Source organism: Streptosporangium heterodermiicola, assembly GCF_051390675.1.
Taxonomy (GTDB): domain Bacteria; phylum Actinomycetota; class Actinomycetes; order Streptosporangiales; family Streptosporangiaceae; genus Streptosporangium.
Window position 1 is genome coordinate 148,744 of record NZ_JBPJSR010000004.1, and the last position, 12,629, is coordinate 161,372.

At 68.6% G+C, this 12,629-nt stretch carries 11 protein-coding genes, 1 tRNA gene and 1 pseudogene; 12 read left to right on the forward strand and 1 reads right to left on the reverse strand.

Annotation, left to right across the window (positions count from 1 at the left end):
- Positions 1–44: 44 nt before the first annotated feature.
- The 10 genes and pseudogenes from ACSC1Q_RS10580 to ACSC1Q_RS10625 all read left to right on the forward strand — a co-directional run bounded on the left by ACSC1Q_RS10580 (position 45) and on the right by ACSC1Q_RS10625 (position 9,367).
- Positions 45–1,046: a hypothetical protein gene (locus ACSC1Q_RS10580; protein WP_436758488.1), complete on the forward strand. Its 1,002-nt coding sequence runs from the start codon at positions 45–47 to the stop codon at positions 1,044–1,046.
- A 121-nt stretch (positions 1,047–1,167) separates the two neighbouring features.
- Positions 1,168–3,459: a cell division protein FtsK gene (locus ACSC1Q_RS10585; RefSeq protein ID WP_436758489.1), complete on the forward strand. Its 2,292-nt coding sequence runs from the start codon at positions 1,168–1,170 to the stop codon at positions 3,457–3,459.
- A gap of 139 nt (positions 3,460–3,598) precedes the next feature.
- On the forward strand, positions 3,599–3,817 hold the full coding sequence (locus ACSC1Q_RS10590) for a hypothetical protein (protein ID WP_436758490.1): 219 nt from the start codon (positions 3,599–3,601) through the stop codon (positions 3,815–3,817).
- A complete protein-coding gene (locus ACSC1Q_RS10595; RefSeq protein WP_436758491.1) occupies positions 3,814–3,987 on the forward strand; it encodes a hypothetical protein in 174 nt (57 codons plus the stop codon). Before ACSC1Q_RS10590 ends, ACSC1Q_RS10595 begins: the two co-directional genes overlap by 4 nt.
- Positions 3,984–4,421, forward strand: a pseudogene (locus ACSC1Q_RS10600) (DNA cytosine methyltransferase); the annotation flags it as partial. The gene ACSC1Q_RS10595 and the pseudogene ACSC1Q_RS10600, both read left to right, overlap by 4 nt.
- Positions 4,422–4,874: 453 nt before the next feature.
- A complete protein-coding gene (locus tag ACSC1Q_RS10605; protein WP_436758823.1) occupies positions 4,875–5,048 on the forward strand; it encodes a hypothetical protein in 174 nt (57 codons plus the stop codon).
- Positions 5,045–5,944 carry a bifunctional DNA primase/polymerase gene (locus ACSC1Q_RS10610; protein WP_436758492.1) on the forward strand — a complete coding sequence of 300 codons (900 nt, stop codon included), beginning with the start codon at positions 5,045–5,047 and terminating at the stop codon, positions 5,942–5,944. The genes ACSC1Q_RS10605 and ACSC1Q_RS10610 overlap by 4 nt, the downstream gene beginning before the upstream one ends.
- Positions 5,941–7,527, forward strand: coding sequence for a hypothetical protein (locus ACSC1Q_RS10615; RefSeq protein WP_436758493.1), 1,587 nt, complete (start codon positions 5,941–5,943; stop codon positions 7,525–7,527). Before ACSC1Q_RS10610 ends, ACSC1Q_RS10615 begins: the two co-directional genes overlap by 4 nt.
- 278 nt (positions 7,528–7,805) lie before the next feature.
- Positions 7,806–7,991 (forward strand): helix-turn-helix transcriptional regulator, encoded by a 186-nt coding sequence (locus ACSC1Q_RS10620; protein ID WP_436758494.1) that lies wholly within the window; start codon positions 7,806–7,808, stop codon positions 7,989–7,991.
- Positions 7,991–9,367, forward strand: coding sequence for a tyrosine-type recombinase/integrase (locus ACSC1Q_RS10625; RefSeq protein ID WP_436758495.1), 1,377 nt, complete (start codon positions 7,991–7,993; stop codon positions 9,365–9,367). The genes ACSC1Q_RS10620 and ACSC1Q_RS10625 overlap by 1 nt, the downstream gene beginning before the upstream one ends.
- A gap of 123 nt (positions 9,368–9,490) precedes the next feature.
- On the opposite strand, the gene ACSC1Q_RS10630 is transcribed toward ACSC1Q_RS10625, so the two are convergent.
- Positions 9,491–9,572, reverse strand: a tRNA-Tyr gene (locus tag ACSC1Q_RS10630).
- Positions 9,573–10,059: 487 nt separating this feature from the next.
- Here ACSC1Q_RS10630 and ACSC1Q_RS10635 point away from each other — a divergent pair.
- Positions 10,060–10,554 carry a YajQ family cyclic di-GMP-binding protein gene (locus ACSC1Q_RS10635; RefSeq protein ID WP_436758496.1) on the forward strand — a complete coding sequence of 165 codons (495 nt, stop codon included), beginning with the start codon at positions 10,060–10,062 and terminating at the stop codon, positions 10,552–10,554.
- Between the two features lie 744 nt (positions 10,555–11,298).
- Positions 11,299–12,588 (forward strand): dicarboxylate/amino acid:cation symporter, encoded by a 1,290-nt coding sequence (locus tag ACSC1Q_RS10640; RefSeq protein WP_436758497.1) that lies wholly within the window; start codon positions 11,299–11,301, stop codon positions 12,586–12,588.
- The last annotated feature ends 41 nt before the right edge of the window (positions 12,589–12,629 follow it).

Sequence of the window (12,629 nt, forward strand, 5' to 3'; positions counted from 1 at the left end):
GTCTTCTTGGCCGTGATGTTCCTGGCGGCCCTGTGGGGTGGCCGATGAGTATCACGCCTCCCGCTCCGGCGCCGATGCCCGACCCGGACGACGTCGCCCGGGGCCTGGCCGAGCTGGAACGCCACCTCAGCCAGCAGGCCCCGCCCCCGCTTCCGGCCATCTCCCCCTCGCCCTCTCACCCGGCCGAGGCCGACGGCCAGACCCGGCGCGTGCTGCGGCTGCGCGCCGAGGTGGCCGAGGCCCACCAGCTCGCCGCCCTTCAGGGCGATGACGCGCCACTGCTGGTGGACACGGCCAAGGTGCGCAAGCGCCGCAAGCAGGCACGGGAAGCGGCTCGGCTGCACGAGCTGGGCCAGGATCCGGCGATGCGTGCCTGGCAGGCCGCCCGGATGCGCCGCCTGCTGGTGGCCGCCGCCATGGTCTCGCTGACCCTCGCGCTGGCGTGGTCAACGGCCGGTGTGCAGACCTTCGCCGCCGACGGCGCCCCGGCCTGGTCGCCCTCGTGGGTGTTCGCCTGGCTGGTCGAGCCGTTCATGTCCCTGGCTCTGCTGGTCGTCGTCGGCGCCCGCGCCTACCTGGGCACCCGCGGCCAGCCCATCGACTCACCCACCCTGGTCCGGATCGAGTGGCTGTTCCTCGCGCTGACCCTTGGGATGAACGCCTGGCCCTACCTGCCCGGCGTCGCCGAGACGTTCAGCATCTCCCGGTTGGTGCTGCACGTCCTCGGCCCGGTCGTCGCGGTGGCCATCGTGACCGCGCTGCCGATCATCCTGGCCGCCTTCACCCGCCTCGACCACGGCACAGACGCAAGATCCGGTAACCCCCTTACTCCCCTGGAGTACAGGGCGAACGCCACCGCCGATCCCGACCCGGGCGAGCACTCCGACGGCCCCGGCATCGACGTCGTGACCGCGCACGTGCGCGCCCTGATCGCCGCCGGGCAGCTTCCCCCCTACCCCAGCGCCGCGGCGATCCGCCGGGCGGCCCGGTGCGCGATGGACACCGCCCGCGCCGTCCGCGATGCCCTCGTCAAGGAGGCGACGTGACCCGCCACCCCAGCACCGACGCTTCCACCAACCGTCCGTACGGGACGCGGCCCCACTCCGCCAAGAACGTGGCCGCGCCCCGCAACCCCGCCCGATCCAACACGCACGAGGTGACCTCATCATGACCGACATCCCGACCGAGACCAACGGCCACCGCCCGGAACGGGCTCTCGACCTCACCACCGCCATCCCCGAGCAGGGCGGACCCATCGACAACGGACCGCGCGCCGACGTGATCGACGTGGCCGAGGTGGTGTCCCTCGACACCGCCCGTGAGCGCCGCCACCCCTACCCGCCCACCCCCGCGGCCCCGGAGCAGGACCCCCCGGTGTTGCAGGGCGAGGTCATCCGGGTGGACCTGCCCGGCGGAGTCGACCGTGACTGGCGGGCCGAGCTGGAGGAGAAGAACCGCACCCGCCGCCCGGTCGTCCCGCTGTGGCTGCGCTCGCGCACCGAGGCGATCGAGACCCTGACCTGGGCGGGCCAGTACGGCGCTTACGTGGCCGGCTACCAGCTGTCCCGCACCCCGCTGTACGCCGGGCGGCTGGCCGCCCGCTCCCCGCGCGGCCTGGCCCGACTGATCTACGGCATGGTGCGCTGGACCTTCGACCTGGAAGGCGAGCCGGTCCGGCTGACCGCGGTGCAGAAGGCCGACCCCGAGGCGTACCTGAAGCTGTCCCGGCAGCGGGACTCCCGGGTGCGGTTGCGGGTGTGGGTGACCGGTGCCGCGCTGGTCACCCTGCTGATCGCGGCCATCCTGGTGGCTGCCGCTCCCACCGTCGCGCAGTGGTCGGCGCTGGCCGTGGCGCTGGCGGTGCTGGGTGTCATCGGACGGCCCGCCGACCGTCCCCTGATCGACCGCGCGGTTCTGCCCACCCGCGTGGAAAAGCTCACCTCCGACATCGTCATCCGCGCCCTGTCCGCGCTGGGCATCGCTGGCATCACCCAGGCGATGGCCAAGCATCCGGGCGACGCGATCCGGTTCGTGGCCCCGATCACCCGCGACGGCCCCGGCTGGCGCGCGGACATCGACCTGCCCTACGGGGTGACCGTGGGCGACGTCATGGACAAGCGCGACCGGCTCTCAGGGTCGCTGCGTCGCCCGCTGGGCTGTATCTGGCCTGAGGGCGACTCCTCCGTCCACGAGGGACGGCTGATTCTGTGGGTGGGGGATAAGGACCTGTCCAAGACCATCGTCACCTCGCCCCTGCTCAAGGCCGCCTCGCATGATGTGTTCAAGGGCATCCCGTTCGGCAACGACCCCCGCGGACGGCTGATCACGGTGCCGATCATCGAGCACAACGTGCTCATCGGCTCCCTGCCCGGCCAGGGCAAGACCGCCTCCGTGCGGGAGCTGGCCGCCGGCCTCGTGCTCGACGTCACCACCGAGCCGTGGTTTCACGAACTCAAGGGCTCCGGCGACCTGGACCCGTATGAGCAGGTCTGCCACCGCTACATCTCCGGCATCGAAGACGAAGCCATCGCCTACGCCGCCACCTCCCTGGCCCTGCTACGCAAAGAGGTCATGCGCCGAGCTGGGGTGCTCAAGACGCTGCCGCCGGACCTGTGCCCGGACCGCAAGGTCACCCGCGCCATCGCCGACAAGCGCTCCCTGGGCCTGCATCCGCTGGCCTGCATCATCGACGAGTGCCAGAACCTGTTCGCCCACCCCAAGTACGGCAAGCAGGCCGGCGAAGACGCCGAGTTCGTCATCAAACTGGGCCGCGCCCTGGGCGTGGTGCTGATCCTGGCCACCCAGCGCCCCGACAAGGACAGCCTGCCCACCGGTATCAGCGCGAACGTGTCCATCCGGTTCTGCCTGCGGGTGGCCGGCCAGGTCGAAAACGACATGATCCTGGGCACGTCGGCCTACAAGAACGGCATCCGCTCCACGCTGTTCGTCCCCGGCCCGCCGGAGAAGGGTGGCGACGCCGGTACCGGTTACCTGGTGGGGGCGACCCCGATGCCCAAGGTCGTCAAGAGCGCCTACCTCGACACCCCGGCCACCCAGCTCATCGCCGATCGGGCGTACGCACTGCGCAAGGCCGCCGGAACCCTGTCGGGCCAGGCCGCCGGTGAGCAGCCTGAGGCCACCGCCCCCGCCTACGACCTGCTGGCCGACATCGCCGCCGTGCTGGCCGCGGATGAGACCAAGGTGTGGAACGAGATCGTGGTGGACCGCCTGGCCGAGCTGCGGCCCGATGTGTATGGGCCGTGGGCCGAGCAGGAAGGCGGCGCCAAGACCGCGCAACTGACCAACGCCCTGAAGCCCTACGGCATCAAGTCGGGTCAGGTGTGGGGCACGCCGTCCGGGGGCGGTAAGGGCGCCAACCGGATCGGCATCGTCCGCGACGACATCCTCACCGCCATCACCGAGCGTGACGGAAAGAAGGGGTTCGGCGCCAACTCCTGAGCTCGGATTCGCCTCTAGGTCTAGAGGCTTCCCCCTCTAGACCTAGAGGCCCCGCTAGACCCCCATTCGCTGATCTGCCAGCGACCTAGCGCCTAGAGCGCCACCTGCGAAAACCCCGAAAACGGCCCTGGAGGCCCATATGGCAACCGCCATCGTCCTGCTAGGACTCTGCCTACTCGCCGTCACTCTCTGCTACCTTGTTCGGTGCCTGATCTCCCCGTGGGGCACCTGCACCCGGTGCCGTCCCGGCGGCAAGAACCGCACCTGCCGCGCCTGCAACGGCACCGGCATGCGGCCCCGCCTCGGCTGGCAGTTGTTCGTCCACTTCCGTCGCCTGCACCGCGACGGCACCCGATGATCGGCCGCACCTACCTGGAGCGCGGAAAGCCCGTGCTGGTGCTCATCCGCTGGAGCGGCCCCGGCCCCCGCAACGTCCTGATCCGCCGACACGACGGCTCCCTCGTGGTCCGCCCCTTCCGCGGCCTGCGACTCCCCAAGCCCACCGAGACCGAGGGGAGAAGCGCATGAGCACGCCGCTCACCGTCGGATCGGTATGCACCGGCTACGGCGGGCTGGACATCGCCGTCTGCGCCGTGCTCGGCGCCCGCCTGGCCTGGGTCGCCGACAACGCTCCCGGCGCTTCGAAAATTCTCCTGCACCGCTACCCCGACGCACCGAACCTCGGCGACATCAAGACCGTCGAGTGGGCCGATGTGGAGCCCGTGGACATCGTGTGCGGCGGCTACCCCTGCCAGCCGTTCAGCAACGCCGGCCTTCAAAAGGGAATCGAAGATGAGCGCCACCTCTGGCCCAACATCGCCGCCGCCCTTCGCGTTCTACGACCCCGACTCGCGATCTTTGAGAACGTCGCAGCGCACCTTGGACGAGGATTCGACACCGTCCTTGCCGACCTTGCCGGCCTCGGGTTCGATGCGCAGTGGTGCACTGTTCGCGCATCGCAGGTCGGCGCTCCCCACCGCCGCGATCGGCTCTTCTTCATTACCTGGCCCGCCGAACACCGCGGCCAAACTTCTGCCGACCCCGCGCACCTCCGACACCAACGGAGTCGGAACACACGGCAGCGGCGGCCCGGACCTGCGCACGGTCATCTCGCTCCTTCCGACGCCGACCTCGACGAACGCGCACGGCAATCAGCGCAACAACCGAGGCGAGCTGTTGTTGCCCGGAGTGGTGGCAGCGCTGCTGCCGACCCCGGCGGCGACCGACGCGACCCGGGGCCGAACACGCCGAGGCGGGAGCCGCTCGCAGGAGATGCTGCTGGCCGAGGTGGCGCACCAGGCATCGACTGGGGGCCTTACGCCCCGGCCGTCGCCCGCTGGGAGCACATCCTCGGACGACCTGCCCCTCGGCCAGTTGACGATCGAGGACGCCTTGCGCCCGCCTTCGTCGAGTGGATGCAGGGAATCGACGCCGGCCACGTCACCGACGTGCCCGCCCTGACCCGCACCCAGCAGCTCCACGCCCTGGGCAACGGCGTGGTCCCCGCCCAGGCCATCGCCGCCCTGCACGCCCTGCTGCCCGCCTACGACCTGGCCACCGCACCCGCCATGGAGGTCATCGCATCATGAACCCCACCTCGCAGCTTCGCTACGCGCTGGCCGCCGCCGCCCGCGGCTGGCGCGTCTTCCCCGTCACGAGCGGCGACAAGGTGCCGCTGACCGGGTTTCGGTGGAAGCAGCACGCCACCGTCGACCCCGAGGTGATCCGCCGCATCTGGGCGCGAGCGCCGCTCAACATCGGCATCTCCTGCGGCCCGTCGCGCCTGGTAGTGGTGGACCTCGACCTGCCCAAGCCCGGCGAGCAGATCCCCCAGCGGTGGAAGCGGCCCGGCGTCAACGACGGTTCAGACGTCTTCGCCCTGCTGTGCGAGGAAGCCGGGCAACCGGTGCCGCTGGAGACCTTCCAGGTCCGCACCCGCCGCGGCGGCCTGCACCTGTACTTCACCGCCCCCGACGACATTCCCCTGACCAACACCTCCGGCGAGCAGGGCAACGGGCTCGGCTGGCGGATCGACACCCGCGCTGGAACCGGCTACGTCGTCGGCCCCGGCAGCTTCGTGGACCTGCCGGACGGCACCGGCCCCTACGAGCCGATCCACACCGCTGAGCCCGCGCCGCTGCCCGGCTGGCTGGCCGAGCGGCTGCGCCCCGCCCCGGCGCCGCCACAACGACCCGTGGTGCTCACCCTCGACCCTGGCCGCCGCGGCTCCTACCTCGACACCGCGACCCGCGCCAGCCTGGAGGCCATCGCCGCCGCCGCCGAGGGAAGCCTGAACATCACTTTGTGGGGAGCGGCGGTCTCCCTCGGCCAGCTCGTGGCCGGCGGCGCCCTGGACGCTGCCAGCACTGAAGACCTGCTGGCCGGTGCCGCCGTCCGCGCCGGCCACCCGGAAGGCGCGGCCCGCCGCACTATCCGGTCCGGGTTCCGCAAGGGCGCCAACCGGCCCCGGAGCGTGCCCGCATGACCACCACGAACCGCGTACAGGTCGGCTCCGGACCCGACACCATCCGCGTGCTCAAAGCCGCTCTGGTGGATGAGCTGCTGCCCGACACCTACGTCTCCGGCGGCGCCCTGGTCCACATGGAGACCGTCTCCGGCGGGCAGATCAGCCCCGCGGCCGATGAGGACTCGCCACTGCCGGTCACCGCCAGCCCGCTCAACCCCGCCACGCTGGCCGGGCTGCTGGCCGAGCACGCCTACGTCTACCGGATGCGCTCGCGCAAGGACGGCGCTGGCGGGGTGGAGTTCTACGAAGAGGAGGTCACCCCACCCCGCGAAATCCTGTCCTCCGTCCTGGCCAGCAAGACCTGGCCCGGCGTGCCGACGCTGCGCAGCGTGATCGGTGCCCCGGTGCTACGCCGTGATGGCACCCTGCTGCAACGGCCCGGCTACGACCCGGCCACCGGCCTGTATCTGGCCGCGAAGGTCGCGCTGCCGCCGGTTCCCGATGCCCCGAGCGCCGAGCAGGTGCACACCGCGCGGGACTTCCTGCTCAATCGGTTCCTGCGTGACTTTCCCTGGGCCAGCGAAGCCGACCGGGCCAACTACCTCGCATTGCTGGCCACGCCGATCCTGCGGCACTTCACCCGATCACTCACCCCGTTCGCCCTCATCGACGCCACCATGCCCGCCAGCGGCAAAAGCATCCTCACCGGCGGCCCCGGCATGCTCTACGGACAACGCGTCATGCCCTGGGCCTACGCCGAGGAAGAGCTGCGCAAGAGCATCACCGCTGTTCTGGCCGAGCAGGTCGGGGTGGTGGTGTGGGACAACCTCGCCGAAGGCACCGTCATCGACTCACCCACCCTCGCCCTGCTGGTGACCGCCGGCGTCTGGTCGGATCGCCAGCTCGGCGCCTCGCGCAACATCGCCACCGTCAACGACCGGCTGTGGATGGCCACCGGCAACAACCTCCAGGTCGGCGGCGACATGGCGTCGCGCACCGTCCGCGTCCACCTCGACCCGAACATGCCTCGGCCCGAGCAGCGCGACCAGTCCCGGTTCGGTATCCCGCACCTGGACCAGTGGATCACCGTCCCGGCCAACCAACTCACCGTCCTGTGGCACCTGCTGATCCTGGTGCTGGACTGGACCGGCCACGGCGCCCCCCGAGCGGCCACGGTGTCGATGCGCCAGTTCACCCCCTGGGCGCAATCCCTCGGCGGATTCCTCGCCCATCACCACGTTGACGGGTTCCTGGCCAACGCCGCCGACATCCGCGACATCGACGAAGACGAAAGCCGCTGGCGGGCGTTCCTGTCCTGCTGGCACACCCAACACGGCTCTCAGCCCATGACCGCCGCCGACCTGCGCCGCTCCGGCGAACCCGACCGGATCGGATTCGAAGAGCAGGACCGATGGGACGGCCAGTTCATCACCACCGCCACCGGCCGCACGCCCAACGCCCTGGCCCTCGGCCGACTTCTCACCGGGCAGATCGGCCGATGGCGCGGTGACTACGTGATCCGCTCGGCCAAGAACGACCGTGGTGACCGAAACACGTTTTGGGTCGAGTGCCACACCTCCTCCACCCCTCAAAACCGCTGAAACATCTCCGCATCTCCGCAACCAGCCGTTGACCAGCAAAAACTCTTGCGGAGATGCCGATCTGTTATCTCCGCACATCTCCGCATCTCCGCAACTTCTGCGGAGATGGAGGCCATTTGCGGAGATGGCCCGATCGGGAAATCTCTATCTCCGCATACATCACCCCAGCTCAGAGGCACTTTTGCGGAGATGCGGAGATGCGGAGATGTTTCAGCCCTCCCGACAAGAACCGCATCTCTCGCTCTCCCCTTGCTAGATCACCACACAAGGAGACCCTCGTGGCTAGGGCCGAAAAGCTCACCATCGCCGACATCTGCGAAGACCTCGACATCAGCCGATCCACCTTCTACGACTGGCGCCAGAAGGGCCGCGCCCCCAAGTGCATGAGGCTCCCCAACGGGGACCTCCGCGTCCGCCGTGCCGACTATGACCGCTGGCTGACCAGCCTGGAGGACGCCGCCTGATGAAAGACATCACTTACGACGCGCGGGTCTACAAGACCGAGGTCTACAAGGGCAAGAAGGTGACCACGTACTACGTGCGATGGAGCACCGGCGGAAAGCCCTGGAAGGAGCCGTATCGCAACGCCGCCCAGGCCGACGTCTTCCGCTCCGAGCTGGTGACCGCGGCTCGCCGCGGTGAAGCGTTCAGCATGGCTACGGGCCGTCCCGTTTCGTGGAAGCGTGAGGAGACCTCGCTGAGCTGGTACGGCTTCACGCTGGCGTTCGTGGACGCGAAATGGCCGCATGCGTCGCCGAACCACCGGCGCGGGATCGCGGAAGCACTGGTGGACGCAACCGAGGCTTTGCTGAGTACGGAAAGCGGGGTTCCCTCGCGCGACGTCCGGCGTACCGCGTTGCGATGGGCTTACAGCACCCGAATTCGCGATGACGCGAAAGCGCCAGCCGAGCTGGAGAAAGCGCTCCGCTGGCTCGAAGACAACACCATCGCCCTCGTGGACTTCGACGAGCAGGGCAGGGGCGCGATTCTGGCTCGCGCCATCCTGACCAGGATCAGCCAGACCATGGACGGGAAGCCTGCCGCCGCGAACACGGCCAACCGCAAGCGCATGGTCCTCAACAGCGCGATGGAGTACGGCCAGGAGATCGGACTCTTGAAGGCCAACCCGTTCAAGGCCGTGAAGTGGACCAGGCCGCGAACGCTGAGCACGGTGGACCCTCGCGCCGTCATCAACTCCGAGCAGGCCCGACGATTCCTCACTGCCGTTCGGCTGGACAGCAAGCGCGGTGAGCGGATGGAAGCGTTCTTCGGCTGCATGTACTACGCGGCCCTACGGCCGGAAGAGGTGGTGGACCTGCGCCGGGTGCACCTTCACAGCCTGCCCGAGGAGGGATGGGGAGAGATGCGGCTCACCAATGCCGAGCCGCGCGCCGGGAGCCGCTGGACGAACAGCGGGAAGCCGCGAGAGCGCCGCGGGCTCAAGCACCGCGCGGAAGGGGACACGCGGCCGGTGCCCATTCACCCCGAGCTGGTCTTGCTGCTGCGAGCGCACCTCGACCGCTTCGGCACCGGCCCCGAGGGGCGCGTTTTCATCGGTACCCGGGGCGGGCTGATGACCGATCGGGCTTACCTGAAGGTCTTCCACGAGGCCAGGAAGGCGGCCTTCACCCCGGAAGAGGCAGCCTCACCGCTGATGGATGTGCCGTACACCCTTCGGCACGCTGCCGTGTCCACGTGGCTCAATGCCGGGGTGCCCGCGCCCCAGGTCGCCGAGTGGGCGGGGCACAGCGTGGACGTCCTGCTGAGGGTCTACGCCAAGTGCATCCATGGTCAGCAGGGCGAAGCCATGCGCCGGATCTGGGACGCCACGAAGCCCTGAAAACTTGGGCACGTATTCGGCACAGCGCCCCGTAGATGCCCGTTGACGACCATGGACAGCCGGACATACGAGAACAGCCCCCGCACCGCGTTTTCGCTGGTGAGAGGGCTGTTTCTGCTGGTGTGGCAGGTGCAGGACTTGAACCTGCGTAGGCTGAGCCGACGGTTTTACAGACCGCTCCCTTTGACCACTCGGGCAACCTGCCATGTCCTCCGCTTGCGGCGGCGACAGGTAGAAGAATAGCGGACTTCCGAGTGTGACGTGACATCGACGGCGGGCACCTCCCGATACCCGCTCCTATCAGGACTTTTGGTGCGTACGTCGCCGCTTGCGATGGTGTCGCCCGGGGAAGCAGGGGAGGGAGTGACGCCAGAGGCGTCGCGGTGCCGGGGCGGGACAGGGCTCGATGGTGCGGGTTCTGAGACATGGGTGGGAGGCCGGAGGGAGGGAGAGCGCGCCAGGGCGGGCAGGAGAGGGAGTGGAGACGAGGCACGCCGAGACGCGACGGGACCCGCTGAAGGTGGGACGGGGACAGGCTGTCGCCTCGGCATCGGCGGGAGATGCTGGCTAGGCTGATCCGTTACGTACGCGTCTACCGAACCGGTTCGCGGGCGCCGGCGCGATTCGAGGTCCGTGGCCTCCGGGAATCGGGCAGCGATTCATAGTTCTAGCAGGTCAGAGGGGATTGTGCTTTGGCGGATTCATCGTTCGACATCGTTAGCAAGATCGACCACCAGGAAGCCGACAACGCGCTGAACCAGACTGTCAAGGAGGTCGGGCACCGATTCGACTTCAAGGGTACCGGCGCGGCCATCGCCTGGTCGGGTGGTCAGAAGGCCGTTGAGATCAAGGCCAACAGCGAGGAGCGCGCCAACGCGGTCCTCGACGTCTTCAAGGACAAGCTGATCAAGCGGGGGCTCTCCCTCAAGATCCTGGACGCGGACGAGCCCAGGCTGTCCGGCAAGGAGTACCGGCTCCTGGTGACCCTCAAGGAGGGCATCGACCAGGAGCACGCCAAGAAGATCTCGAAGATCATTCGCGACGAGGGGCCCAAGGGCGTCAAGGCCCAGATCCAGGGTGAGGAGCTGCGGGTGAGCTCGAAGAAGAGGGACGAGCTGCAGGAGGTCATCGCCCTGCTCAAGGGCAAGGACCTGGAGATCGCGCTTCAGTTCTCGAACTACCGCTAGCGGAGGGGAGACCGAGGCTCTGACCTGTGGTTTCAGGACCTGACCGCTCCGGGAGGGCACATCCGGGGCACACGGCCGGGGCAAGGGGCTCTCTTGCGCCCCGGCCGCTCCCCGTTTCGGGGGAATCGTTCGAAGGTGAGCGACCCGCCCCCGACAGGGTCGCGAAGTAGTTCCGTGCTCCCCGGAACGATCATTACGCCGGGCCGAGGCCGGCGTCCTTGATCTGAGACAGCGACGGTGAGCGTTGTCCATCCACGCCGCCATCGCCGAGGCCGATCGACGAACGGTTCGACACGGCACAGCGAGAGCCCCGGGACTCCGGCGCTTGCGAGCCTCTAAGACCCTCCGGAATCCTCGCGGCCCAAGCCGTAGAACCCCGAACCTCAGGCAAGCGGAACCTGCCCGATCCCCTCGGTCACGGCTCCTCGGTTGCAACCTCACCGATCCTCCTCCCGGCCTTCGATGACTTAATTCCCTTACTACCAGTCGGAAAAGTCTTGATTTAAGAGGTAGATCACTCTTACAGTCGTAACGATGTCCCGTTCACTGCCGCTTGCTGATCATGTGAGGTTTTGCGTCCTGTTTGTGTGGCTCGTTGGGCGGCCGCACATCGATCTCTGCCGCCCGACCGGCTTCCTCTGTCGCTGATCGCGCTCTGACGAGCGTTCGATCCCTCACCTCTCGCCGTCTCCTCTCTTTCGCATGCCCTCTTCAGGCATGCCGTCTTCCGGAGCCTTCCTCATCGTGAAGAGATTCTCTTTCTCCCTGCAGTTGCTGCTGGGCCTGGTCGTGGGCGTGGCCCTCGGCTTCGCCGCCCGCGTCTGGGACCTCGCCTGGCTGGCCACCACACTCACCGAAGTCGGAAAAACCTTCGTCCAGCTGCTCAAGCTGGCGGTACCGCCGCTGGTGTTCACCGCCGTGCTGGTCAGCGTCGCCAATCTCCGCAACGTCAGCGGCGCGGCCAGGCTGGCGGGCAAGACGCTGTTCTGGTTCCTGGCCACCGCGCTGATCGCCGTCATCGTCGGCATCGGCCTCGGCCTGATCATCAACCCCGGCCAGGGCGTCACCCTGAGCACGGCGGGCGCGAAGGCGCCCGAGAACGTCGGCACGTGGGTCGACTTCCTCACCGGCATCATCCCGACGAACATCGTCACGGCGTTCACCGAACTCAACGTCCTCCAGATCGTCTTCCTGGGAGTCGTCCTCGGCGCGGCGGCCCTCGCGATCGGCGAGAGGGCCGAGCCGTTCCTCGGCTTCAGCCGTTCGATCCTCGAACTGGTCCAGAAGGCGCTGTGGTGGGTCATCCGCCTGGCCCCCATCGGGACCGCCGGACTGATCGGCAAGTCGGTCGCCACGTACGGATGGGATCTGCTCGCCCCGCTGGCCAAGCTCACCCTTGGCGTCTACGTCGGCTGCTTCATCGTCCTGCTGGCCGTCTACCCGACGCTGCTCGCGCTGGTCGGCAAGGTCAACCCGATCACGTTCTTCCGCAACGCGTGGCCCGCGATCGAGCTGGCCTTCGTCTCCCGTTCCTCGGTCGGCACACTGCCGCTGACGCAGAAGGTGACGATCGAGCGTCTGGGCGTCGACCGCGACTACGCCTCCTTCGCCGTACCTTTCGGCGCGACCACCAAGATGGACGGCTGCGCCTCGATCTACCCGGCGCTGGCGGCGATCTTCGTGGCGCAGGTGTTCAACATCCAGCTGGGGGTCGGCGAGTACCTGCTGATCGCGTTCGTCTCCGTGGTCGGCTCGGCCGCGACGGCCGGTCTGACCGGCGCGACCGTGATGCTCACGCTGACACTGAGCACGCTGGGCCTGCCGCTCGAAGGCGTCGGCCTGCTGCTGGCCATCGACCCGATCCTCGACATGATCCGCACCGCGACCAACGTCGCGGGACAGATCGTGGTGCCGGTCCTTGTCGCCCGCAGCGAGGGTCGTCTCGACGAGGAGGTGCTCAACGCTCCCCCGCAGCCGCTCGACGAGGCTCCGGTGAGCACGCCGCGCCCCGTGGGCGAACCGGCGATCGCCTGACGTTCTCCCCCGAACGAGCGGGCGGTACGGCTCCAGTGGAA

Coding starts and splice junctions, on each gene's coding strand:
- ACSC1Q_RS10580 (WP_436758488.1), top strand. CDS start 45: ATGAGTATCACGCCTCCCGCTCCGGCGCCGATGCCCGACCCGGACGAC.
- ACSC1Q_RS10585 (WP_436758489.1), top strand. CDS start 1,168: ATGACCGACATCCCGACCGAGACCAACGGCCACCGCCCGGAACGGGCT.
- ACSC1Q_RS10590 (WP_436758490.1), top strand. CDS start 3,599: ATGGCAACCGCCATCGTCCTGCTAGGACTCTGCCTACTCGCCGTCACT.
- ACSC1Q_RS10595 (WP_436758491.1), top strand. CDS start 3,814: ATGATCGGCCGCACCTACCTGGAGCGCGGAAAGCCCGTGCTGGTGCTC.
- ACSC1Q_RS10605 (WP_436758823.1), top strand. CDS start 4,875: ATGCAGGGAATCGACGCCGGCCACGTCACCGACGTGCCCGCCCTGACC.
- ACSC1Q_RS10610 (WP_436758492.1), top strand. CDS start 5,045: ATGAACCCCACCTCGCAGCTTCGCTACGCGCTGGCCGCCGCCGCCCGC.
- ACSC1Q_RS10615 (WP_436758493.1), top strand. CDS start 5,941: ATGACCACCACGAACCGCGTACAGGTCGGCTCCGGACCCGACACCATC.
- ACSC1Q_RS10625 (WP_436758495.1), top strand. CDS start 7,991: ATGAAAGACATCACTTACGACGCGCGGGTCTACAAGACCGAGGTCTAC.